Origin of the sequence: Streptococcus oralis (genome assembly GCF_001588645.1) — a bacterium.
Taxonomy (GTDB): domain Bacteria; phylum Bacillota; class Bacilli; order Lactobacillales; family Streptococcaceae; genus Streptococcus; species Streptococcus oralis_AB.
In genome coordinates, this window is the sequence record NZ_LAYF01000007.1 from 1 (window position 1) to 24357 (window position 24357).

Below are 24357 nucleotides of genomic sequence, written 5' to 3' on the forward strand. Positions count from 1 at the left end.
CCCCCTGTGAGATATGGAAGTCGCTTAGCTTTTATCCGCCATAGCTCAGTTGGTAGTAGCGCATGACTGTTAATCATGATGTCGTAGGTTCGAGTCCTACTGGCGGAGTATAGATTGAAACGTTCAATTGAGCGTTTTTTTACTTATTAATATAGTAGACTGTTGAAATTTCAAATCTTAACTTTAAAATCTATAATTACCTCTTTATTTTATTTTTAGTTCGTTTAGCTTTAAATTCTTCTTTTATAGGATTTGAAGCTTTTTTAGTTCCTTTTTTTGTTAGACTAGTGTTACTAATAAGAAAGGGAATTTTTATATGCTTCAGAAATTTTATGACCGAGCATTTGTTTTTTTGAAACTAGTTGAACAAGAATATGCCTCTTTAGGCCAGAGTTGTTCAGAGTGGGAATCACTTCATCTTCGTTTTTTACTATATTATTTAATCCGATTTAAAATTAAAAGCGATAGGGACTTTTCTCTATATCACTTTAGAACAGCTTATCGTCTATATCTAGATAAATTATTGCAAGGTGGTACAACTCTCATCCAATAGGAAGTATCTATATCATAATTACGAACGATAGTTATAGATATATTTTAAAAAATATAGAATTAGCTTATAATCAAAGGCTTTTGTATTTAGAAATGGAAGAATTCCCAAATCTTTTCTAGTGTTTCTTCTTGATAAAATAGTTTTTTTTTCTTATAATAAATTGTAAGATATAATTGCAGGTGAAATTCCTGCCATGTATATGAGAAAGGACGAGCTCCTAGTAGCTCAGACGAATTTTATTATGACTTCAGTTGTTGTTGTAGGTACCCAGTGGGGTGATGAAGGTAAAGGGAAGATTACAGATTTTCTTTCAGCTAATGCAGAAGTGATTGCTCGTTATCAAGGTGGTGATAATGCTGGTCACACGATTGTGATTGATGGTAAGAAATTTAAGTTGCACTTGATTCCATCTGGAATTTTCTTTCCTGAAAAAATCTCTGTTATTGGGAATGGGATGGTCGTGAATCCAAAATCCCTTGTGAAAGAGTTGAGCTATCTTCATGAGGAAGGTGTGACAACTGATAACTTGCGTATTTCTGATCGTGCGCATGTTATTTTGCCTTACCATATTGAGTTGGATCGCTTGCAAGAAGAGGCTAAGGGCGATAATAAGATTGGTACTACAATAAAGGGAATTGGTCCAGCATATATGGACAAGGCTGCTCGTGTTGGAATTCGTATTGCGGATCTTTTGGATAAGGATATTTTCCGTGAGCGTTTGGAACGCAATCTTGCGGAAAAGAATCGTCTGTTTGAAAAATTATATGATAGCACCCCTATTTCAGTTGATGACATTTTTGACGAGTACTATGAGTATGGCCAACAAATTAAGCAGTATGTGACAGATACGTCTGTTATCTTGAACGATGCGCTTGATAATGGCAAACGTGTGCTGTTTGAAGGGGCGCAAGGTGTCATGTTGGATATTGACCAAGGGACTTATCCATTTGTTACTTCTTCAAACCCTGTCGCTGGTGGTGTGACAATTGGGTCTGGTGTTGGTCCAAGTAAGATTGACAAGGTTGTAGGTGTATGTAAAGCCTACACAAGTCGTGTAGGAGACGGACCTTTCCCAACTGAATTGTTTGATGAAGTGGGAGATCGCATCCGTGAAGTAGGTCATGAATACGGTACAACAACTGGCCGTCCACGTCGTGTAGGTTGGTTTGACTCAGTTGTGATGCGTCACAGCCGTCGTGTATCTGGGATTACCAATCTTTCATTGAATTCTATCGATGTTTTGAGCGGTTTGGATACGGTAAAAATCTGTGTGGCCTATGATCTTGATGGTCAACGTATTGATTACTATCCTGCTAGTCTTGAGCAGTTGAAACGCTGCAAGCCAATCTACGAGGAATTGCCAGGTTGGTCAGAAGACATCACTGGAGTCCGTAATTTGGAAGACCTTCCTGAGAATGCACGTAACTATGTTCGTCGTGTAAGCGAGTTGGTTGGTGTTCGTATCTCAACTTTCTCAGTAGGACCTGGTCGTGAACAAACTAATATTTTAGAAAGTGTTTGGTCATAGGAGATTTTTAAGATTAGTTTAAGACAGGTTGGGTATACTATAGACAGTTACAAGAAGACCTCCTAACTTGTTGTAACAAATATCCTAAACTTTTCTTTTTCATAATAATCTCCCTATTAAGTCACTCCGTTGGGTGGCTTTTTTTGTCTTGGGAATCATGATATAATAATAGAATCGACAAGTAGAAAAAGGAAGAATTGATGAATTATACAGTTGAAGAAAAAGAAAGATTCATGAGAGAGGCCTTGAAGGAGGCAGAAATTGCTCTAGAACACGATGAAATTCCAATTGGCTGTGTGATTGTCAAGGATGGAGAAATCATTGGTAGGGGGCATAATGCGCGCGAGGAGTTGCAACGGGCGGTCATGCATGCGGAAATCATGGCCATAGAGAATGCGAACCTGAGTGAGGAGAGCTGGCGCTTGCTGGATTGCACGCTTTTTGTGACCATTGAGCCTTGTGTCATGTGTAGTGGGGCGATTGGACTCGCCCGTATTCCAAACGTGGTCTATGGGGCTAAAAACCAGAAATTTGGCGCCGCTGGGAGTTTGTATGATATCTTGACAGATGAGCGTCTCAACCATCGTGTAGAGGTTGAAACGGGAATTTTGGAAGATGAATGCGCAACTATTATGCAAGACTTTTTTAGAAATAGACGGAAAAAATAATTTTTCTTTTAAAATGAATAGGAATGTGATATAATAAATAGTGGAGCAACAGTTCTGCGTGAAGCGGGTCAGGGGAGGAATCCAGCAGCCCTAAGCGATTTGAATTGTGTGCTCTTTTTTCGTGCTTTTTTCGAATAAATAAGATAAAATAGCCTAGAATAAAAGATTAAATTAAAAAGAGGAATAATATGAAAATTCGTGGTTTTGAATTAGTTTCTAGTTTTACAGATGAAACTTTGTTACCTAAACGTGAGACAGCGCATGCAGCTGGCTACGACTTAAAGGTTGCGGTGCGTACGGTTATCGCTCCAGGAGAGATTGTTCTCGTCCCAACGGGTGTTAAGGCTTATATGCAGCCGACTGAGGTGCTCTATCTTTATGACCGTTCATCAAATCCTCGTAAAAAAGGTTTGGTCTTGATCAACTCTGTTGGCGTTATTGATGGAGACTATTATGGTAATCCTGGGAATGAGGGGCATATCTTTGCTCAGATGAAGAATATCACAGATCAAGAAGTTGTTCTTGAAGTTGGAGAACGTGTAGTTCAGGCTGTCTTTGCACCATTTTTAATCGCGGATGGAGATGAAGCAGCTGGCGTGCGGACTGGTGGATTTGGATCGACTGGACACTAAGATGAAGATTATCTTTGTACGTCACGGGGAACCAGATTATAGTATGCTTGATAAACTTGAAAATTCGCAACTATATAGTGGTTTTGGTCGTGATTTAGCACCATTGACAGGAAAAGGTCGCAGTCTGGCAAAAGAAGTTGCTAAAACTACATGTTTTGGAAAGGCAGAGATTATTATTTCATCGTCTGTGACGAGGGCTTTAGAAACAGCCCATTATATAGCAGTTGAAACAGGATTGGACTTATTTGTGGAGCCGTTTTTTCATGAGTGGCGTCCAGACTTAGATGGCACTAACTCTGATTTAACTAGTGTATTGGTAGCTCATGAATATTATCTAAAACATCAAGGAGGTTTATCTGAAGATTCTCCTTATCGCTATGAAACAGATCTAGAGATGCGTCATCGTTTTTTAAAAGCTTTGGAAAAATATAAAAATTATAAAACTATTATCATTGTAACTCACGGAATGCTCATGCGCCAATTTGTACCAGACGAGAAGATTGATTTTTGCCAAGTGATCGAGTGTGAGATAGAGATATAGAAAGAAGTAAAATGAAATGAGCTATAGAGATTTTCAAGCTTTTACCGCTGAGAATTGTCAAGGGTATAAGAAAGTCTATAATATCAGTATTGGAGGATTTCTTTACTTAGCTTTTCTTCCGGAAGCCTATTATAAAATTCTTTGTATTTCTTCAGAATATATGTCAATAATTGACTGTGAAAATGATCAGGTAACTCCTGTAGATGGGGATTATGATGAGACGGAATTAGTAGCCATGTATGAGGGCTGTGATTCTCCCATTTCTATTGCGGGACAATATGGTGGAAGTCTCCCTTTGGACAATGGGGAAGATATCCGAGTGACAATGGAAAAAGATCAATCTGGGAAGTATCCGATTTTAACCATTTTTTGGGAAAAGGATAAAGAAACTAGGGTGCAAATTTATAAAGGTTATTTACCGTATATTTTTGGTTTTAGTCCGGATGGAGAGTATTATGCTTATGCAGATGATGGCGGATTGACTGTTTTAAAGAAAGATAGTTGATAGCGTGAAAAACAAGAAATTTTAAAATGAGAGGATTAGAATTATCGCAAAGAAAAAAGCGACATTTGTATGTCAAAATTGTGGGTATAATTCCCCAAAATATCTAGGGCGTTGTCCTAACTGTGGGTCTTGGTCTTCTTTTGTAGAAGAGGTTGAGGTCGCCGAGGTTAAGAATGCGCGTGTGTCTTTGACAGGTGAGAAAACCAAGCCCATGAAACTGGCTGAGGTGACTTCCATCAATGTCAATCGAACCAAGACGGAGATGGAGGAATTTAACCGTGTGCTTGGTGGAGGTGTGGTACCGGGGAGTCTCGTTCTTATCGGTGGGGATCCAGGGATTGGGAAATCAACCCTTCTCTTACAAGTATCGACTCAGCTGTCCCAAGTAGGGACTGTTCTCTATGTCAGTGGGGAGGAGTCTGCCCAGCAGATTAAACTCCGTGCAGAGCGCTTGGGTAATATTGATAGCGAGTTTTATCTCTATGCAGAGACCAATATGCAGAGCGTTCGATCTGAGGTGGAGCGCATCCAACCAGATTTTCTCATCATCGACTCTATCCAGACGATTATGTCTCCTGAGATTTCAGGGGTGCAGGGGTCTGTGTCTCAGGTGCGTGAGGTAACGGCTGAACTCATGCAGTTGGCGAAGACTAATAACATTGCTATCTTTATCGTAGGACATGTGACTAAGGAAGGAACCTTGGCAGGTCCGCGTATGTTGGAGCATATGGTGGATACGGTGCTTTACTTTGAAGGGGAGCGCCACCATACCTTCCGTATTTTGAGGGCAGTCAAAAACCGTTTTGGTTCCACTAATGAGATTGGCATCTTTGAGATGCAGTCGGGTGGATTGGTTGAGGTCCTCAATCCGAGTCAAGTTTTCCTAGAAGAGCGTTTGGATGGAGCGACTGGCTCGTCAATCGTTGTGACCATGGAAGGGACCCGTCCGATTTTGGCGGAGGTTCAGGCTTTGGTAACACCAACCATGTTTGGAAATGCTAAGCGCACAACGACAGGTCTTGATTTCAATCGTGCGAGTCTGATTATGGCTGTTTTGGAAAAACGAGCAGGGCTTCTCTTGCAAAATCAGGATGCCTATCTCAAATCTGCTGGTGGCGTGAAATTGGATGAGCCTGCCATTGACTTAGCCGTTGCAGTGGCTATTGCCTCTAGTTACAAGGACAAGCCTACCAATCCTCAGGAATGTTTTGTGGGTGAACTGGGCTTGACTGGAGAGATTCGGCGTGTGAATCGTATCGAGCAGCGCATCAATGAAGCTGCTAAACTGGGCTTTACCAAGATTTATGTACCCAAGAATTCCTTGACAGGAATCACTCCACCCAAGGAAATTGAGGTCATTGGTGTGACAACGATTCAGGAAGTTTTGAAAAAGGTCTTTGCATAATCCGTGACAAATCCTCTTAAAAATGATAAGATAGGAGAAATATTTGATTGTCAAATTTTTGAGGAGGGAATCGTGTCGTATTTTGAACAGTTTATGAAAGCCAATCAGGCTTATGTTGCCCTACATGGGCAGTTAAATCTGCCACTTAAACCCAAAACCAGAGTAGCTATCGTGACCTGTATGGACTCACGTCTACACGTTGCGCAAGCTCTAGGTTTGGCCCTTGGGGATGCTCATATCTTGCGGAATGCGGGTGGTCGAGTAACTGAGGACATGATTCGTTCACTGGTGATTTCCCAGCAACAAATGGGGACAAGAGAAATCGTGGTGCTTCACCATACAGACTGTGGAGCTCAAACCTTTCAAAATGAAAGTTTTCATGAACATTTGAAACACGAGCTCGGAGTTGATGTATCTGATCAAGATTTTTTACCATTCCAGGATGTTGAAGAGAGTGTGAGAGAGGATATGCAATTGCTTAGAGAGTCTCCACTGATTCCTGATGATGTGGTTATTTCAGGTGCTGTCTATGATGTGGATACAGGAAGTATGAGAGAAGTATACTAACTTTGTCTCGAAAAATCTCATCCTAGCATAAAATCGATTGTTAAAATGTAGGATTTTTAGTTTTAATATAGCTAATATAAAATAGCATAAAACAAGGGTATAAATGTTTACTCTTGTTTTATTTTTGATTGAAAAATAAAGGAAAAAGCGCTACAATGGTAGATGGAAAATGTTGTGTAAAAAACAAGTGATACATAAATACCGGAGGAAATCATGTCTTTTTCTGATTTAAAGCTGTTTGCCCTTTCTTCTAATAGAGAATTGGCAGAGCGTGTGGCGCAAGAAATTGGGATAGAGTTGGGGAAGTCGACTGTTCGCCAATTTTCAGATGGGGAGATTCAGGTCAACATAGAAGAATCAATCCGTGGAAAACACGTCTTTATCCTACAATCAACTAGTTCACCTGTAAATGATAATTTACTTGAAATTTTGATCATGGTGGACGCATTGAAGCGTGCTAGTGCAGAATCTGTCAATGTTGTTATGCCTTACTATGGCTATGCACGTCAGGATAGAAAAGCGCGCGCGCGTGAGCCAATCACTGCAAAACTCGTTGCAAACATGCTAGAAGTTGCTGGGGTAGATCGTTTGTTGACGATTGATTTGCACGCTGCACAGATTCAGGGATTCTTTGATATTCCTGTAGATCACTTGATGGGTGCTCCATTGATTGCGGACTATTTTGAACGTCGTGGCATGGTTGGCTCGGACTACGTGGTTGTCAGCCCAGACCATGGTGGGGTAACTCGTGCTCGTAAATTGGCAGAGTTTTTGAAAACTCCGATCGCGATTATTGACAAGCGCCGTAGTGTAGACAAGATGAATACCAGTGAAGTGATGAACATCATTGGTAAGGTAGAAGGTAAGACTTGTATCTTGATTGACGATATGATCGATACAGCTGGAACTATTTGTCATGCGGCGGATGCTCTTGCTGAAGCAGGTGCTGTTGAAGTTTACGCAAGCTGTACGCACCCAGTTCTTTCTGGGCCAGCTATGGATAATATTCAAAAATCAGCTATTAAAAAATTGGTTGTTTTGGATACTATCTACCTACCAGAAGAGCGTTTGATTGATAAGATTGAACAAATTTCGATTGCTCATCTTCTGGGCGATGCTATTATTCGTATCCACGAAAAACGTCCTCTTTCTCCATTATTTAGTATCGAGAAAAAAATCTAAACTTTCACTTGAATAAACGAATCTCCTAGCAAGTTTCTTTTCTTGCTAGGAGATTTTTATAGTCAAAATCTGCAAGCCTTTTCAAAATATGCTATACTGAGAAAAAAGGAGGATTTCTATGAGTCAAGAATTCATCAACCCAAGTGATGGTGTGATCCGTCAGTATCTGGCGACCAGTAAAACGTTAGCGGTAGTGGGCTTGTCTGACCGTGAGGAAACAACTAGTAATCGAGTGACCAAGGAAATGCAAGCTCGGGGCTATAAAATCATTCCAGTTAATCCCAAGGCTGCAGGTGGGGAAATCTTGGGAGAAAAGGCTTATGCGAGTCTAGCTGAGATTCCTTTTCCTGTAGATATCGTCAATGTATATCGTCGCAGTGAATTTTTACCTGATGTAGCACGAGACTTTCTCAAGGCGGATGCCAAGATTTTTTGGGCACAACTGGGACTTGAAAGTCTAGAAGCGGAAGAAATCTTGCGTGCTGGAGGATGCGATGACATCGTGATGAATCGTTGCATCAAAAGAGAACATACTCGCTTAATTCTTGAGCAATAAAAAGGTAGCCAGTAGGCTACCTTTTTGTATTATAAAGTACCAATCAATGCTTGCATGCCAAGACTGGTGAGGATGATGGCAATCCAGCAAAGTGCTCCAAGAAGAATGGATTTACCGCTGGATTTGACCATGGCAATCAGATTGGTTTTGAGACCGATGGCACTCATAGCCATGATAATGAGAAATTTGGAGAGTTGTTTGAGAGGGGTGAAGAAGCTACTAGACACACCGAGGGAGGTGAGAAGAGTCGTTAAGAGAGAGGCTAGGATGAAATAAAGGATAAAAAGTGGGAAAACTTTTTTTAGTTGGAAATCTTGGCTGTTTTTTTGTTGGCGACTTTGCCAATAGGAGAGAAAGAGCGTGATAGGAATAATGGCAAGGGTGCGTGTGAGTTTCACAATGGTTGCAGACTCAAGGGTATTGGTCTGGTAAAGACTATCCCAGGAGCTGGCTGTGGCCGTTACAGAAGAAGTATCGTTGACTGCGGTTCCTGCAAAGAGGGCAAAGCCTTCGTTGGATAGGTGAAGCCAAGTTCCTAGAGTTGGAAAGATAAGCGCCGCTAAGACATTGAAGAAAAAGATAACGGAAATGGCTTGGGCAACTTCTTTTTCCTTGGCATGGATAACGGGCGCTGTCGCAGCAATGGCAGAGCCGCCACAGATAGAAGACCCCACTCCAATCAAGGTAGCTAGTTTTGTGTCTAGCGCAAAGAAACGTTGGAAGAGGTAGGCAACGATTAAGGAAATCGAAATGGTGGAAAGGATGACAGGGAGTGAAGTTTGTCCAACTGCGAAGACTTGCGAGATATTGAGACCAAAACCGAGTAAGATAACGGCATACTGGAGTAATTTCTTGGAACTAAAGGTCAAACCTGCGTCTAGTTGTTTGTAGGGTGAGAGCCAGGGGTGGAGGAGCATTCCAGCAAAAATTGCAAAGACAGGTGCACCCACGACGGGGAAAAATCCTCCCAGGAACCAAGATACGATAGAAATGAGAAGGCAAGCCAAGATGCCTGCTCCATTTTTTGATAAAAATGACATAAAAACCTCCGAAAATAAGCACTTATTATTATAGTCCTGTCGAGAAGAAAAGTAAAACAGAAAGTGAAAAATGCAGGTTTCAGATGGATTTTGCGGTCAGGGAGCTTTTGTAGTATAATAGTACTATGTTCTGTAAGCAAGGGGGATATCTATGGACTTAACCAAGCGCTTTAATAAACAGTTAGACAAGATTCAAGTTTCCTTGATTCGCCAGTTTGATCAGGCTATTTCGGAGATTCCTGGGGTCTTGCGTTTGACCTTGGGGGAACCTGATTTTACAACGCCAGATCATGTCAAGGAGGCAGCCAAGCGAGCCATTGACCAGAACCAATCCTACTATACAGGGATGAGCGGTTTACTGACCTTGCGCCAGGCTGCTAGCGACTTTGTAAAAGAAAAATACCAGCTAGATTATAATCCTGAAAATGAAATTTTGGTTACAATTGGGGCGACAGAGGCTTTATCTGCTACTTTGACAGCTATTTTGGAAGAGGGAGACAAGGTGCTCTTGCCAGCTCCTGCCTATCCAGGCTATGAACCGATTGTCAATCTGGTTGGGGCAGAGATTGTCGAGATTGATACAACTGAAAATGGTTTTGTTTTGACCCCTGAGATGTTGGAAAAGGCCATTTTGGAGCAGGGTGACAAGCTCAAAGCTGTCATTCTCAACTATCCAGCCAATCCGACAGGAATTACCTATAGTCGGGAGCAGTTGGAAACCTTGGCAGACGTTTTACGCAAGTATGAGATTTTTGTTATCTGTGATGAGGTTTACTCAGAATTAACCTATACAGGGGAAGCTCATGTGTCTCTGGGAACTATGCTGAGAGACCAGGCTATTATTATTAATGGCTTATCTAAATCGCATGCTATGACAGGTTGGCGTTTAGGCTTTATCTTTGCTCCTGCAGCTTTCACAGCTCAGTTAATCAAGAGTCACCAATATTTGGTTACTGCCGCAAATACCATGGCGCAACATGCTGCGGTGGAGGCTTTGACCGCTGGTAAAAACGACGCAGAGCCTATGAAGAAGGAATACATCCAGCGTCGTGATTATATCATCGAAAAGATGACTGCTCTTGGTTTTGAGATTATCAAACCAGACGGTGCCTTCTATATCTTTGCTAAGATTCCAGCGGGTTACAAGCAAGATTCCTTTGCTTTTTTGAAGGATTTTGCCTATAAGAAGGCTGTTGCCTTTATCCCTGGTGCAGCCTTTGGGCGTTACGGAGAAGGCTATGTTCGCCTGTCCTATGCAGCCAGCATGGAAACGATCAGAGAGGCCATGAAACGACTTGAGGAGTACATGAGAGAAGCATGATTCAGTCTATCACGAGTCAAGGCTTGGTGCTCTACAATCGAAACTTTCGTGAGGATGACAAGCTAGTCAAAATTTTTACCGAGCAGGCGGGCAAGCGCATGTTTTTCGTTAAACACGCTGGTCAGTCCAAACTAGCTCCTGTTATTCAGCCCTTGGTGTTGGCACGATTTCTCTTGCGAATCAATGATGACGGGCTTAGCTACATTGAGGACTATCACGAGGTGATGACCTTTCCCAAGATTAATAGTGATCTCTTTGTCATGGCCTATGCAACCTATGTGGCTGCTCTTGCAGATGCTAGTTTGCAGGATAATCAGCAGGATGCTCCCTTGTTTGCTTTCTTGAGGAAGACTCTGGAGTTGATGGAAGCAGGTATAGATTATCAGGTTTTAACCAATATTTTTGAAATTCAAATCTTGACTCGATTTGGGATTAGCCTTAATTTTAATGAGTGTGTCTTTTGCCATCGGGTCGGTCAGGCCTTTGACTTTTCTTTTAAATATGGAGCCTGCCTTTGCCCAGAGCATTATCATGAAGATGAGAGACGTTGTCATCTAAATCCCAATATCCCTTATCTGCTCAATCAATTTCAAGCTATTGATTTTGAAACCTTGGAGACCATTTCGCTTAAGGCAGAAATCAAGCAAGAGCTACGCCAATTTATGGATCAACTCTACGAAGAGTACGTTGGGATTCACCTTAAATCAAAGAAATTTATTGATTCCCTAGCAGACTGGGGACAATTACTAAAAGAGGAAAACAAATGAAAAAAATTGCAGTAGATGCTATGGGGGGCGATTACGCACCTCAAGCCATCGTTGAGGGTGTCAATCAAGCCCTTGCTGACTTTTCAGATATTGAGATTCAACTCTACGGAGATGAAAGCAAGATCAAGCAATATCTAACGGCGACAGAGCGCGTCAGCATTATCCATACGGATGAGAAAATTAACTCAGACGATGAGCCGACAAAAGCTATCCGTAAGAAGAAAAATGCCAGCATGGTATTAGCGGCCAAGGCTGTCAAAGAGGGAGAAGCAGACGCTGTCCTCTCAGCTGGGAACACAGGTGCCTTGTTGGCTGCAGGATTCTTCATTGTGGGTCGTATCAAGAACATCGATCGTCCAGGACTCATGTCTACCTTGCCGACCATTGATGGAAAAGGCTTTGACATGCTAGACCTTGGAGCCAATGCGGAAAATACAGCCCATCATCTGCACCAATACGCTGTCCTAGGTTCCTTCTATGCGAAAAATGTTCGTGGGATTTCGAAACCACGTGTTGGTTTGCTCAACAATGGAACAGAAAGCAGCAAGGGAGATCCGCTTCGCAAGGAAACATACGACTTGCTAGTAGCTGATGAAAGTTTGAACTTTGTCGGAAACGTGGAAGCGCGTGATCTGATGAATGGCGTTGCGGATGTTGTCGTAACAGATGGTTTCACGGGAAACGCTGTTCTAAAATCCATCGAAGGTACAGCCATGGGAATTATGGGCTTGCTCAAGACAGCTATTACAGGTGGTGGTCTTCGAGCGAAGCTAGGTGCTCTACTTCTCAAGGATAGTCTTAAGGGGTTGAAGACACAGCTCAACTATTCAGATGTTGGAGGAGCAGTCTTGTTTGGCGTCAAGGCGCCAGTTGTAAAAACTCATGGCTCAAGTGATGCCAATGCTGTTTACAGTACGATTCGTCAGATTCGTACCATGCTAGAAACAGACGTAGTTGCTCAAACTGCGCGTGAATTTTCAGGAGAATAAAAAAGATGACAGAAAAAGAAATTTTTGACCGTATTGTAACCATTATCCAAGAGAGACAGGGAGAAGACTTTGCCGTAACAGAGGCCTTGAGTTTGAAAGACGATCTAGATGCGGACTCAGTGGATTTGATGGAGTTTGTCTTGACACTAGAAGATGAATTTGGTATCGAAATCACTGATGAGGAAATCGATCAACTTCAAAGTGTAGCGGATGTAGTAGCGATTATTAAAGATAAAAAATAGCCAAAAGCAACATGCAAGTCATGTTGTTTTTTTATTTGCAGAAAAAAGAGAAACTTTTAGTAGAAATTGCGAATAAAGAGATGAGAAAGAAAAAGGAGGAATGTTTATGTATGTGACCGGTTTTTATCCGTGGTTCATTAAGTGGTTTTTAAAATAAAAATGAATGAATTGTTCATTTTCGAATTGTTTTTCGAATAGATAGGTAAGGAAAAGGGAAGGAGACTATGTGATGTATTTACCAATCTTATTGCCATGGTTGATCAAATGGTATTTAAAATAAATGAAATTTACCTGTTCATTTTAAATTACTTCTCGAATAAAAAAGTGAGAAGAAAAGGAAGGAGATAAGGAAATGATTTCAGTAATTTACCCAATCTGGCTATTTAAGTGGCTTAGAGGTTAAAGATTAAATATATAGAAAAAATAAGGAGAAAAAGATGACAAACTTTGACAAAATGGAACAGAACTTTGTAGCTCTTACAGAAGAAGAGTTGACGGATGTGGATGGGGGGTCGGTTACCGCTGTAGTTGTAGGAGGTGTCTTACTAATTGGTGGTATTGCTTGGGGCTATTTTATGTAATAATAAGGAGAGAAAAAATGAATTTAAATAAATGGACAGAATTGACAGAAGAAGAATTGATGAATACAGAAGGTGGATTAATTACCATAGCCACGATTGCTGGAGGAGTAGCAATTTTCCTTGGTGGTCGATTAATTGGTCAAGATTTAAAACGTAAATTTGGATAAAAGTAGACTTGTATGAAAAATCTAAAAAATGTAATGGGAGCAGTTCTAATTATTTTTGGAGTGCTTTGCATATTGGGAGATTTAAATGTAATCACCTTTAATGTTGAAAAATATTTCCAAACAGAATTAGTTGTTCCGATCCTTATTTTGATGATGAGTTACTTGGATTTAGCTAAAGACAAGGTTTAAAGAGAACTATTTTTAGTGTATGGCAACTGCTATTGAATAGTCATCTTTTAGTTATTATCAATGAAATAAGAACTAATTTAGGAATAGTAGGGATTTTGGTTGGAGTAGCTATTGGATTAGCCAGTATTATTTAAAAAGGAGAGAGAAAAATGAAAGAAATGGATAAAAAATTTGATATCATGACAGAAGAAGATTTGGCTCTTACTGAAGGAGGCTTCATTGTCACTACTTCCACAGCAATAGCTTGGGGTGTATTAGGAGTAGCTGCTTATATGTATGGGCGTTATCTAGGAAGTAGACGTTAATCTAAATATAGAAGTAAATTAACTATGAATCGTAACCTAAATCTCAATACATTGTTACCTAAGCTAGCCACTATACTTCCTTTGTTAGGAATAGGTCTTAATCTTACGCTTGATCTAATTCGTACGGGTTCGCTAGTATCTTTTGATTGGCAATGGAGTTTAATAGGTTTGATTGTTGCAGGCTATTTTGGTATTTTTTGTAAGGATTTGAAGAAAAATAATCAAAACTATAAATGATGAATCTGAATGGAAAGGATTTTGTGCATGTAAATGGCGGAGTTTTTCCACCTTGTTTTATCCAGAGACCTATCCGATTCTGCTTAGTTTGTTTTATGGAGGATACAAGTACAAAACAACAGATAGTAAGATTGGGAATTGATGGAACATCAGATTGGAGTTTGAGATGAAAGTTGTTCAATTACTAGGAAAAGCTTGGCCAGAGTTTATTGTATTGTCTAGCTCGATGGCTTATCTAATGATTAGAATTGTGGCCGATATAAACAAGATACATCTACCTACATGGTTTGAATATTTTGATCTACTTACGATCTCCTTGTTTTTAGTGGTATTTATTTTACTGTATCGGGGCCAAGGAGAAAGAAAAGGAGAATAGAATGATTAGGATTGTAAAATATTTTCTACTATATTATTTTCCTATTTTTAATGAATATTTTCATCTTTACGATTCTAGCAACTCTTGGATTTCAGCTAACAATGAGTGAAAGTAGTTATCTGGTGCCACCTGCGTTTGCGTTTATCGTTTTATACGCCATTCACAAAAGAAGTGGGAAAGGCAAGAAATCTGTGTAATTGAATATTCTAGGCAGGACTCTTGTTCTGCCTATTTTCTTTGGTAAAAGTGCTGTTCAGGTGAGAATATTGTTTTTTCAGAAATAATTCCCCTATTCCTTCCTTGTTTGGTTAAAATAATCTTACAAAGTTTTTAAGAGATTATTAGAAAAAAGGAGATGGATATGAAATTTGGGAAAAGGCACTATCGTCCCCAGGTGGATCAGATGGATTGTGGCGTGGCTTCCTTGGCTATGGTCTTTGGTTACTACGGTAGTTATTACTCCTTGGCTCATCTAAGAGAGTTAGCCAAGACGACCATGGATGGGACGACGGCTTTGGGGCTTGTAAAGGTGGCAGAGGAGATTGGGTTTGAGACGCGGGCTATAAAGGCGGATATGACGCTCTTTGATTTGCCAGATTTGACCTTTCCTTTTGTGGCTCATGTGCTCAAGGAAGGGAAGTTGCTCCACTACTATGTGGTGATAGGTCAGGATAAAAAGCATATTCATATCGCTGATCCGGATCCTGGTGTCAAGCTGACCAAGATTTCCCGTGAGCGATTTGCGCAAGAGTGGACAGGGGTTAGTATTTTTATGGCACCATCTCCGGGCTATAAACCTCATAAGGAGAAAAAACAGGGGCTCCTATCCTTCTTGCCTATTTTACTCAAACAGCATGGCTTAATTACCAATATCGTCCTAGCGACACTCTTGGTAACACTGATTAACATTGTAGGTTCTTATTATCTGCAGTCCATCATTGATAGTTACGTACCAGACCAGATGCGCTCGACACTGGGTATTATCTCTATGGGGCTGGTCATCGTCTATATCCTCCAGCAGATCTTGTCCTACGCGCGGGAATATCTCCTACTAATCCTTGGGCAACGCTTATCGATTGACGTGATTTTGTCCTATATCAAGCATGTTTTTCACCTGCCGATGTCCTTTTTTGCGACACGCAGGACAGGAGAAATCGTGTCTCGTTTTACAGATGCCAACAGTATCATCGATGCGCTGGCGTCGACCATTCTTTCGATTTTCCTGGATGTGTCAACGATTTTGATTATCTCGCTTGTCTTGTTTTCACAAAATATGACGCTCTTTTTCATTAGCTTACTTGCACTTCCCATCTATACAGTGATTATCTTTGCCTTTATGAAGCCGTTTGAAAAGATGAATCGGGATACCATGGAAGCCAATGCGGTTCTGTCTTCTTCTATCATCGAGGATATCAACGGCATTGAGACCATTAAATCTTTGACCAGTGAGAGTTCGCGCTATCAAAAGATTGATAAGGAATTTGTGGCTTATCTGAAAAAATCTTTTACCTATAGTCGGGCAGAAAGTCAGCAAAAGGCTCTGAAAAAACTTGCCCAGCTCCTGCTCAATGTTGCTGTTCTCTGGCTGGGAGCTATTCTTGTCATGGATGGGAAAATGAGTTTGGGTCAGCTGATTACTTATAACACCCTGCTTGTTTACTTTACCAATCCTTTGGAAAATATCATTAACCTACAAACCAAACTTCAGACAGCGCAGGTTGCCAATAATCGCTTAAATGAGGTTTATCTAGTAGCTTCGGAGTTTGAGGAGAAGAAAACGGTAGAAGATTTGAGCATGATGAAAGGGGATATGACCTTTAAACAGGTTCACTACAAGTATGGCTATGGTCGTGACGTCTTGTCGGATATCAATTTGACCATTCCGCAAGGGTCTAAGATGGCTTTTGTGGGGATTTCAGGGTCAGGAAAGACCACCTTGGCAAAGATGATGGTTAATTTTTACGACCCAAGTCAAGGGGAGATTAGTCTGGGTGGTGTCAATCTCAATCAGATTGACAAAAAGGCTTTGCGTCAGTATATCAACTACCTGCCTCAACAGCCCTATGTCTTTAACGGAACGATTTTGGAGAATCTTCTCCTTGGAGCCAAGGAGGGGACGACTCAGGAAGATATCTTACGAGCAGTCGAGTTGGCAGAGATTCGGGAGGATATTGAGCGCATGCCTTTGAATTATCAGACAGAATTGACTTCGGATGGGGCAGGGATCTCAGGTGGTCAACGTCAGAGAATTGCTCTGGCGCGTGCTCTCTTGACAGATGCACCTGTCTTGATCTTGGACGAGGCGACTAGCAGTTTGGATATTTTGACAGAGAAGCGGATTGTCGATAATCTCATGGCTTTAGATAAGACCTTGATTTTCATCGCCCATCGCTTGACCATCGCTGAGCGGACAGAAAAGGTTGTTGTTTTGGATCAGGGCAAGATTGTCGAAGAGGGCACCCATGCAGACTTGCTTGCACAGGATGGCTTTTACGCCCATTTGGTGAATAGCTAGAAAGAGGAGAAGATGAAACCAGAATTTTTAGAAAGTGCGGAGTTTTATAATCGTCGTTATCATAATTTTTCCAGTCGGGTGATTTTACCTATGTCACTTCTGTTCATGTTTTTACTGGGATTTGCAGTTTTTGCAGAGAAGGAGATGAGTTTGTCTACCCGAGCGACTGTCGAACCTAGTCGGATTATTGCCAATATCCAGTCGACTAGCAATCAACGCATTGTGGCCAATTATCTGGAAGAAAACAAGTTGGTCAAGCAGGGGGAACTACTCGTTCAGTACCAGCAAGGGGCGGAGGCTGTCCAGGTAGAGGCATATGCCAGTCAATTGGAGATGTTAAAGGATCAAAAAAAGCAGTTGGGGTATTTGCAATCCAGTTTGAAAGAGGGGAGTGATCAATTTCCAGAGGCGGATAAGTTTGGTTATCAGGAGATGTTTCGAGATTATCTCAGCCAAGCGAATGGTCTAAGAAGTAATGTTTCTCAGCAAAATGCCAGCATCTCCTCGCAGAATGCGGCAGCAAGTCAGAGCCAGGCCGAGATTGGCAATCTTATTAGTCAAACAGAGGATAAAATCCGAGACTATAAAACAGCTAAGTCAGCGATTGAAAAGGGAGATCAACTGGATAGTCAGAATCCAGCCTACTCTTTTTATCAGACCTATAAAAACCAAGCTGGAGAAGATCCGCAAGCTAAATCGCAAGTTATTGCGCAAGTGGATGCACAAATTGCCCAGCTAGAGTCTAGTCTAGCTACGTATCGTGTACAGTATGCGGGTTCTGGAGCTCAACAGGCCCACGCAACGGGACTGGATAGTCAACTGGAATCGCTCAAGTCTCAGCACTTAGTTAAAGTCGGTCAGGAATTAACTCTTCTAGATCAGAAAATTTTGGAGGCGGAATCGGGTAAGAAGGTACAGGGAGGTCTCCTCGACAAGGGGAAGATTACAGCAAGTGAGGATGGGGTGCTTCACCTTAATCCTGAGACTAGTGAATCTACTATGGTCGCAGAAGGAACCCTGCTAGCCCAACTCTATCCATCCTTGGAAAAAGAAGGAAAAACCAAACTCACAGCCTATCTCAGTTCAAAAGATGTTGCTAGAGTCAAGATTGGGGACTCTGTCCGTTATACTACAACTAATGATGCGAAGAATCAAATTTTCCTGGATTCTACGATTACAAGTATTGATGCGACAGCTACAAAGACTGAACAAGGAAATTTCTTTAAAATTGAGGCGGAGACCCATCTGACTTCTGAGCAGGCTGCAACACTTCGCTATGGTTTAGAAGGCCGCCTGCAGATGATTACGGGAAAGAAAAGCTATCTCCGTTATTTTTGGGATCAATTTTTGAATAAAGGGTAATATTCGTGTTTTTCAGAGGATAAATGATTTTAAAACTGTAAGAAGAGCTTATCTTGCAGTTTTTCTTTACGCAACAAGTGTCATTTTGTTAATAGTTCGTAAAAATATTGAATTTTTGTTTGTTTTGTGGTAGAATGTGCTCAAGTAATACGAAAGGCGAACTTTAAAATGTCAAAAAAAATGATCTATTCGGGAAAAGCCAAGGATATCTATACAACTGAGGATGAAAATCTCATTATTTCAACTTACAAGGACCAGGCGACTGCTTTCAATGGTGTTAAGAAGGAGCAGATTGCGGGTAAAGGAGTCTTGAATAATCAGATTTCATCTTTTATTTTTGAAAAGTTAAATGCTGCTGGTGTAGCGACTCACTTTGTGGAGAAGCTTTCAGATACGGAACAACTCAATAAAAAAGTGGAGATTATTCCTTTGGAAGTCGTGCTTCGCAACTACACGGCTGGTTCCTTTTCAAAACGTTTTGGCGTAGAAGAAGGTATCGCATTTGAGACTCCAATTGTCGAATTTTACTATAAAAATGATGATTTGGATGATCCCTTTATCAATGACGAGCATGTGAAATTCCTTAAAATTGCGGATGACCAGCAGATTGCTTACTTGAAAGAAGAAACCCGTCGTATCAATGAACTCTTGAAAGCTTGGTTTGCTGAGATTGGTCTTAAATTGATTGACTTTAAGCTAGAGTTTGGTTTTGATAAGGATGGCAAGATTATCTTGGCAGACGAATTTTCACCAGATAACTGCCGACTTTGGGACGCTGACGGTAACCACATGGATAAGGATGTTTTCCGTAGAGGTCTCGGAGAATTAACAGACGTTTACGAGATTGTCTGGGAGAAATTGCAGGGTTTGAAATAATCTGTTTGCAAGACTCTCAAGGTCGTTGGGAACATTGCAAGAGCTGAAATAAAGGAATAAGAATTGATGAATAAACGTATTTTTGTTGAAAAAAAGGCTGATTTTCAGGTCAAGTCAGAGAGTTTGGTGAGAGAACTCCAGCATAACTTGGGACTATCAACTTTGAAAAGTATTCGCATTGTGCAGGTTTATGATGTCTTTGATTTGGCAGAGGACTTGTTTGCACCTGCAGAGAAGCACATCTTCTCTGAGCAGGTGACGGATCATGTCTTGGACGAAGCGGCCGTGCAGGCGGATCTTGCCAACTATGCTTTCTTTGCCATTGAAAGCCTGCCAGGGCAGTTTGACCAGCGTGCAGCTTCTTCACAGGAAGCCTTGCTTTTGCTGGGAAGTTCGAGTGATGTGACAGTCAACACAGCACAATTGTACTTGGTTAATAACGATATTGATGCGACTGAGTTGGAAGCGGTCAAGAACTACCTGCTCAATCCAGTGGATTCACGTTTCAAGGACATCACGACAGGGATTGCCAAGCAGGAATTTTCAGAGTCAGACAAGACCATTCCAAAATTGACTTTCTTTGAAAGCTATACAGCAGAAGACTTTGCCCGCTACAAGGTAGAGCAAGGGATGGCCATGGAAGTGGACGATTTGCTCTTTATCCAAGACTACTTCAAGTCAATCGGGCGTGTGCCGACGGAAACAGAGCTCAAGGTTTTGGACACTTACTGGTCTGACCACTGCCGTCACACGACTTTTGAGACAGAGTTGAAACAGATTGATTTCTCAGCTTCTAAGTTCCAAAAACAATTGCAGGCGACCTATGATAAATATATCGCTATGCGCGAGGAATTAGGCCGTTCTGAAAAACCACAAACCTTGATGGATATGGCGACTATTTTCGGTCGTTATGAGCGTGCTAATGGACGTTTGGACGATATGGAAGTGTCAGACGAAATCAATGCCTGCTCGGTTGAAATCGAAGTGGACGTTGATGGTGTCAAGGAACCTTGGCTCCTCATGTTCAAAAACGAAACCCACAACCACCCAACGGAAATTGAACCATTTGGTGGAGCGGCAACTTGTATTGGTGGAGCCATTCGTGACCCGCTGTCAGGCCGTTCCTACGTTTACCAAGCTATGCGTATCTCAGGCGCTGGTGATATTACAGCGCCAATTTCAGAAACGCGCGCTGGTAAATTGCCACAACAAGTTATTTCTAAAACCGCTGCTCATGGCTATTCTTCATACGGGAATCAAATTGGGCTTGCAACGACCTATGTTCGTGAGTACTTCCACCCAGGCTTTGTAGCTAAACGCATGGAGTTGGGCGCTGTTGTCGGTGCGGCTCCAAAGGGCAATGTTGTCCGTGAAAAACCGGAAGCGGGGGATGTCATTATCCTTCTCGGTGGTAAGACTGGCCGTGATGGAGTCGGTGGTGCGACGGGTTCTTCTAAGGTTCAAACAGTTGAGTCTGTGGAGACTGCTGGAGCTGAGGTTCAAAAGGGGAATGCCATCGAAGAACGCAAGATTCAGCGCCTTTTCCGTAATGGCGATGTCACTCGTCTCATCAAGAAATCCAACGACTTTGGAGCAGGTGGTGTCTGTGTAGCTATCGGTGAATTGGCAGACGGTCTGGAAATCGACCTCAACAAAGTGCCTCTTAAATACCAAGGATTGAACGGTACCGAAATTGCTATTTCTGAATCTCAAGAACGGATGGCAGTTGTGGTTCGTCCTGAGGATGTAGATGCCTTCGTTGCGGAATGTAACAAAGAAAATATTGATGCTGTTGTGGTTGCGACAGTGACTGAAAAACCAAATCTAGTCATGCACTGGAATGGTGAGACAATCGTCGACTTGGAACGCCGTTTCCTTGATACCAATGGTGTGCGTGTCGTTGTCGATGCCAAGGTTGTGGACAAGGATGTCAAGCTCCCAGAAGAGCGTAAAACAAGTGCTGAAACCCTTGAAGCAGATACCCTTTCAGTTCTATCTGACCTCAACCATGCGAGTCAAAAAGGCTTGCAGACTATCTTTGATAGCTCTGTCGGTCGTTCGACGGTCAATCACCCACTTGGCGGTCGCTACCAACTCACACCAACTGAAGCTTCTGTGCAAAAATTGCCAGTCCAACATGGTGTGACGACAACTGCGTCTGTCATGGCCCAAGGGTTCAACCCTTATCTAGCAGAATGGTCACCTTACCATGGTGCTGCCTATGCGGTTATCGAAGCAACTGCTCGTTTGGTGGCTGCTGGTGCCAACTGGTCCAAGGCTCGTTTCTCTTACCAAGAGTACTTCGAGCGGATGGACAAGCAAGCAGAGCGTTTCGGTCAGCCAGTAGCAGCTCTCCTAGGTTCTATCGAAGCACAAATCCAGCTTGGCTTGCCATCTATTGGTGGTAAGGACTCTATGTCTGGTACTTTTGAAGAATTAACAGTGCCACCAACCTTGGTTGCATTTGGGGTGACGACGGCAGATAGCCGTAAGGTGCTCTCTCCAGAGTTCAAAACTGCTGGTGAAAATATCTACTACATCCCAGGTCAAGCCCTCTCTGCAGAGATTGATTTTGACTTGATTAAGTCTAATTTTGCTCAATTTGAAGCTCTTCAAAATGCTCACAAAGTGACATCTGCATCAGCTGTCAAATACGGAGGTGTTCTTGAAAGCTTGGCTCTTGCTACCTTTGGAAACCATATCGGTGCAGAGGTAACCCTGCCTGAACTTGAAAGTTCTTTGACAGCTCAGCTAGGCGGATTTGTCTTCACATCTCCTGAAGAAATCGTTGGAGTAGAGAAAATTGGTCAAACAAGTGCCGACTTTACACTCGTTGTCAACGGTGTGAAGCTAGATGGACACAAGCTTGACAGTGCCTTCCAAGGAAAATTGGAAGAGGTTTACCCAACTGAATTTGCCCAAGCGAAAGAACTGGCTGAAGTGCCAGCTATCACTTCTGAGACAGTCATTAAAGCTAAAGAAAGAGTTGAAAAACCGGTGGTTTACATCCCAGTCTTCCCAGGAACCAACTCGGAATATGATTCAGCCAAGGCCTTTGAAAAAGAAGGTGCAGAGGTCAACTTGGTGCCATTCGTGACACTCAATGAAGAAGCCATTGTCAAGTCAGTCGAAACCATGGTTGACAACATCGGCAAGGCTAACATTCTCTTCTTTGCAGGTGGATTCTCAGCTGCAGACGAGCCAGATGGATCAGCTAAGTTTATTGTCAATATCCTTCTTAATGAAAAAGTGCGTGTAGCGATTGATAGCTTTATCGCTCGTGGTGGTTTGATTATTGGTATCTGTAATGGATTCCAGGCTCTTGTCAAATCAGGTCTTCTTCCTTATGGAAATTTCGAGGATGCTAGCAGTACTAGCCCAACCCTTTTCTACAATGATGCCAACCAGCACGTGGCCAAGATGGTGGAAACTCGAATTGCCAATACCAACTCACCATGGTTGGCTGGAGTGCAAGTGGGCGATATCCATGCCATTCCAGTATCGCACGGTGAAGGGAAGTTTGTCGTGACGGCTGAGGAATTTGCTGAGCTCCGTGATAATGGTCAAATCTTTAGTCAATACGTTGACTTTGAAGGCAAACCAAGTATGGATTCTAAGTACAATCCAAATGGTTCTGTAAATGCCATCGAAGGAATTACCAGCAAGAATGGTCAAATCATCGGTAAAATGGGACACTCAGAACGTTATGAAGATGGTCTTTTCCAAAATATTCCAGGAAATAAAGACCAGCACTTGTTCGCGTCGGCTGTGTGTTATTTCACAGGGAAATAAAAGGTATAAAAAATGACATACGAAGTAAAATCTCTTAATGAAGAATGTGGTGTTTTCGGTATCTGGGGACATCCAGATGCTGCTAAATTGACCTATTTTGGTCTCCACAGTCTTCAGCACCGTGGTCAGGAGGGGGCAGGAATCCTCTCCAATGATCAGGGGCAATTGAAGCGTCATCGTGATATGGGGCTTTTATCAGAAGTGTTCAGAAATCCAGCTAATTTGGATAAACTGACTGGAACGAGCGCGATTGGGCATGTTCGTTATGCGACTGCTGGCGAAGCTTCTGTAGATAATATCCAGCCCTTCCTCTTCCGCTTTCACGATATGCAGTTTGGACTTGCTCACAACGGAAACTTAACCAATGCCGAATCGCTCAAGCAAGAATTGGAACAAAGAGGAGCTATTTTCAGTTCAACTTCGGACTCGGAAATCTTGGCTCACCTCATTCGTCGGAGTCACAATCCGAACTTGATGGGCAAAATCAAGGAGGCACTCAGCCTTGTCAAAGGTGGCTTTGCTTATATCCTGCTGTTTGAGGACAAGTTGATTGCTGCGCTTGATCCTAATGGCTTCCGTCCACTTTCTATTGGGAAAATGGCAAACGGAGCGGTAGTCGTTTCGTCTGAAACCTGTGCCTTTGAAGTCATCGGTGCCGAGTGGATTCGTGATGTAAAACCAGGGGAAATTGTGATTGTGGATGACAATGGGATTCAGTACGATAGCTATACGAATGATACCCAGTTGGCGATTTGTTCTATGGAGTATATCTATTTTGCTCGCCCTGACTCTAACATCCATGGGGTCAATGTCCATACAGCTCGCAAACGTATGGGGGCTCAATTGGCGCGTGAGTTCAAGCACGAAGCGGATATTGTGGTCGGTGTGCCAAATTCCTCACTCAGCGCAGCTATGGGATTTGCAGAAGAATCTGGTCTGCCAAATGAAATGGGTCTTATCAAGAATCAATACACGCAACGTACCTTTATCCAGCCGACTCAAGAATTGCGGGAGCAAGGGGTGCGGATGAAACTGTCTGCTGTTTCAGGTGTTGTCAAAGGCAAACGTGTGGTTATGATTGATGACTCTATTGTACGTGGGACAACCTCTCGCCGTATCGTTCAGCTTTTGAAAGAAGCGGGGGCTTCTGAAGTTCACGTAGCCATTGGTAGTCCAGCGCTAGCTTATCCATGTTTTTACGGGATTGATATCCAGACGCGTCAGGAGCTGATTGCTGCCAATCATACGGTCGAAGAGACTCGCCAAATCATTGGTGCGGATAGCCTGACCTATCTTTCGATTGATGGCTTGATTGATTCTATCGGGATTGAAACAGATGCGCCAAACGGTGGTCTTTGTGTCGCTTACTTTGACGGCGACTACCCAACTCCTCTCTACGACTATGAAGAAGACTATCGTAGCAGTTTAGGGAAAAAAACTTCTTTCTATTAGAAAAAGGTT

The 24357-nt window shown here is 42.2% G+C and carries 26 protein-coding genes, 1 tRNA gene, 1 other RNA gene and 1 pseudogene; 28 read left to right on the forward strand and 1 reads right to left on the reverse strand.

Annotated features, from left to right (window positions below):
- Positions 1-34: 34 nt before the first annotated feature.
- From A0739_RS06205 to A0739_RS06260, 12 genes are all read left to right on the forward strand, one after another.
- Positions 35-108: transfer RNA gene (locus A0739_RS06205), tRNA-Asn, on the forward strand.
- Positions 109-316: 208 nt separating this feature from the next.
- Positions 317-553, forward strand: a complete 237-nt coding sequence (gene comW / locus A0739_RS10620; protein WP_000939512.1) for a sigma(X)-activator ComW — start codon at positions 317-319, stop codon at positions 551-553.
- Positions 554-794: 241 nt separating this feature from the next.
- Positions 795-2081, forward strand: a complete 1287-nt coding sequence (locus A0739_RS06215) for an adenylosuccinate synthase (RefSeq protein ID WP_061587496.1) — start codon at positions 795-797, stop codon at positions 2079-2081.
- Positions 2082-2281: 200 nt separating this feature from the next.
- A complete protein-coding gene (tadA, locus tag A0739_RS06220) occupies positions 2282-2749 on the forward strand; it encodes a tRNA adenosine(34) deaminase TadA (protein WP_061587408.1) in 468 nt (155 codons plus the stop codon).
- A 32-nt stretch (positions 2750-2781) separates the two neighbouring features.
- Positions 2782-2875, forward strand: an RNA gene (gene ffs, locus A0739_RS06225) — signal recognition particle sRNA small type.
- 62 nt (positions 2876-2937) lie between these two features.
- Entirely contained in the window at positions 2938-3381 is a 444-nt protein-coding gene (locus tag A0739_RS06230) for a dUTP diphosphatase (protein WP_000701998.1), read from the forward strand.
- 1 nt (position 3382) lies between these two features.
- Positions 3383-3922 carry a histidine phosphatase family protein gene (locus tag A0739_RS06235; RefSeq protein ID WP_000691252.1) on the forward strand — a complete coding sequence of 180 codons (540 nt, stop codon included), beginning with the start codon at positions 3383-3385 and terminating at the stop codon, positions 3920-3922.
- 16 nt (positions 3923-3938) lie between these two features.
- Positions 3939-4427: a hypothetical protein gene (locus A0739_RS06240; RefSeq protein WP_000122091.1), complete on the forward strand. Its 489-nt coding sequence runs from the start codon at positions 3939-3941 to the stop codon at positions 4425-4427.
- A 40-nt stretch (positions 4428-4467) separates the two neighbouring features.
- Positions 4468-5832, forward strand: a complete 1365-nt coding sequence (radA, locus tag A0739_RS06245) for a DNA repair protein RadA (RefSeq protein WP_180382780.1) — start codon at positions 4468-4470, stop codon at positions 5830-5832.
- A gap of 72 nt (positions 5833-5904) precedes the next feature.
- A complete protein-coding gene (locus A0739_RS06250; protein ID WP_057488920.1) occupies positions 5905-6399 on the forward strand; it encodes a beta-class carbonic anhydrase in 495 nt (164 codons plus the stop codon).
- A 213-nt stretch (positions 6400-6612) separates the two neighbouring features.
- A complete protein-coding gene (locus A0739_RS06255; protein WP_000010175.1) occupies positions 6613-7581 on the forward strand; it encodes a ribose-phosphate diphosphokinase in 969 nt (322 codons plus the stop codon).
- 118 nt (positions 7582-7699) lie between these two features.
- The gene (locus tag A0739_RS06260; protein WP_000076478.1) at positions 7700-8137 is read left to right on the forward strand and encodes a CoA-binding protein; all 438 of its coding nucleotides are present in this window, start codon (positions 7700-7702) and stop codon (positions 8135-8137) included.
- Positions 8138-8166: 29 nt separating this feature from the next.
- Here A0739_RS06260 and A0739_RS06265 read toward each other — a convergent pair whose 3' ends face one another.
- A complete protein-coding gene (locus A0739_RS06265) occupies positions 8167-9177 on the reverse strand; it encodes a YeiH family protein (protein ID WP_061587409.1) in 1011 nt (336 codons plus the stop codon).
- Positions 9178-9328: 151 nt separating this feature from the next.
- Between A0739_RS06265 and A0739_RS06270 the strand changes: the two genes are divergently transcribed.
- The 16 genes and pseudogenes from A0739_RS06270 to purF all read left to right on the forward strand — a co-directional run bounded on the left by A0739_RS06270 (position 9329) and on the right by purF (position 24348).
- A complete protein-coding gene (locus A0739_RS06270; protein ID WP_061587410.1) occupies positions 9329-10498 on the forward strand; it encodes a pyridoxal phosphate-dependent aminotransferase in 1170 nt (389 codons plus the stop codon).
- The gene (gene recO, locus A0739_RS06275) at positions 10495-11265 is read left to right on the forward strand and encodes a DNA repair protein RecO (protein ID WP_061587411.1); all 771 of its coding nucleotides are present in this window, start codon (positions 10495-10497) and stop codon (positions 11263-11265) included. The genes A0739_RS06270 and recO overlap by 4 nt, the downstream gene beginning before the upstream one ends.
- Positions 11262-12254, forward strand: a complete 993-nt coding sequence (gene plsX, locus A0739_RS06280; RefSeq protein WP_061587412.1) for a phosphate acyltransferase PlsX — start codon at positions 11262-11264, stop codon at positions 12252-12254. Before recO ends, plsX begins: the two co-directional genes overlap by 4 nt.
- Positions 12255-12259: 5 nt before the next feature.
- Entirely contained in the window at positions 12260-12496 is a 237-nt protein-coding gene (locus A0739_RS06285) for an acyl carrier protein (protein ID WP_000136435.1), read from the forward strand.
- 437 nt (positions 12497-12933) lie between these two features.
- Entirely contained in the window at positions 12934-13077 is a 144-nt protein-coding gene (locus tag A0739_RS06290) for a class IIb bacteriocin, lactobin A/cerein 7B family (RefSeq protein ID WP_033629143.1), read from the forward strand.
- Positions 13078-13094: 17 nt separating this feature from the next.
- The gene (locus A0739_RS06295; protein WP_033629144.1) at positions 13095-13244 is read left to right on the forward strand and encodes a class IIb bacteriocin, lactobin A/cerein 7B family; all 150 of its coding nucleotides are present in this window, start codon (positions 13095-13097) and stop codon (positions 13242-13244) included.
- A gap of 12 nt (positions 13245-13256) precedes the next feature.
- Positions 13257-13433 (forward strand): hypothetical protein, encoded by a 177-nt coding sequence (locus A0739_RS10465; protein ID WP_000793177.1) that lies wholly within the window; start codon positions 13257-13259, stop codon positions 13431-13433.
- Between the two features lie 149 nt (positions 13434-13582).
- Positions 13583-13738 (forward strand): hypothetical protein, encoded by a 156-nt coding sequence (locus A0739_RS10470; RefSeq protein ID WP_000661692.1) that lies wholly within the window; start codon positions 13583-13585, stop codon positions 13736-13738.
- Positions 13739-13762: 24 nt separating this feature from the next.
- Positions 13763-13975 (forward strand): hypothetical protein, encoded by a 213-nt coding sequence (locus A0739_RS06300; protein ID WP_033629145.1) that lies wholly within the window; start codon positions 13763-13765, stop codon positions 13973-13975.
- A gap of 166 nt (positions 13976-14141) precedes the next feature.
- Positions 14142-14351 (forward strand): hypothetical protein, encoded by a 210-nt coding sequence (locus A0739_RS06305; RefSeq protein WP_033629146.1) that lies wholly within the window; start codon positions 14142-14144, stop codon positions 14349-14351.
- 1 nt (position 14352) lies between these two features.
- Positions 14353-14548: pseudogene (locus A0739_RS10625) on the forward strand (hypothetical protein).
- A gap of 164 nt (positions 14549-14712) precedes the next feature.
- On the forward strand, positions 14713-16866 hold the full coding sequence (comA, locus tag A0739_RS06310) for a peptide cleavage/export ABC transporter ComA (protein WP_061587413.1): 2154 nt from the start codon (positions 14713-14715) through the stop codon (positions 16864-16866).
- A 12-nt stretch (positions 16867-16878) separates the two neighbouring features.
- Positions 16879-18228 carry a competence pheromone export protein ComB gene (gene comB / locus A0739_RS06315; RefSeq protein ID WP_061587414.1) on the forward strand — a complete coding sequence of 450 codons (1350 nt, stop codon included), beginning with the start codon at positions 16879-16881 and terminating at the stop codon, positions 18226-18228.
- 168 nt (positions 18229-18396) lie between these two features.
- Positions 18397-19104 carry a phosphoribosylaminoimidazolesuccinocarboxamide synthase gene (gene purC / locus A0739_RS06320; RefSeq protein WP_061587415.1) on the forward strand — a complete coding sequence of 236 codons (708 nt, stop codon included), beginning with the start codon at positions 18397-18399 and terminating at the stop codon, positions 19102-19104.
- 66 nt (positions 19105-19170) lie between these two features.
- On the forward strand, positions 19171-22896 hold the full coding sequence (locus tag A0739_RS06325) for a phosphoribosylformylglycinamidine synthase (RefSeq protein WP_061587416.1): 3726 nt from the start codon (positions 19171-19173) through the stop codon (positions 22894-22896).
- Positions 22897-22908: 12 nt separating this feature from the next.
- Positions 22909-24348 (forward strand): amidophosphoribosyltransferase, encoded by a 1440-nt coding sequence (gene purF, locus A0739_RS06330; protein WP_061587417.1) that lies wholly within the window; start codon positions 22909-22911, stop codon positions 24346-24348.
- Positions 24349-24357: the final 9 nt, after the last annotated feature.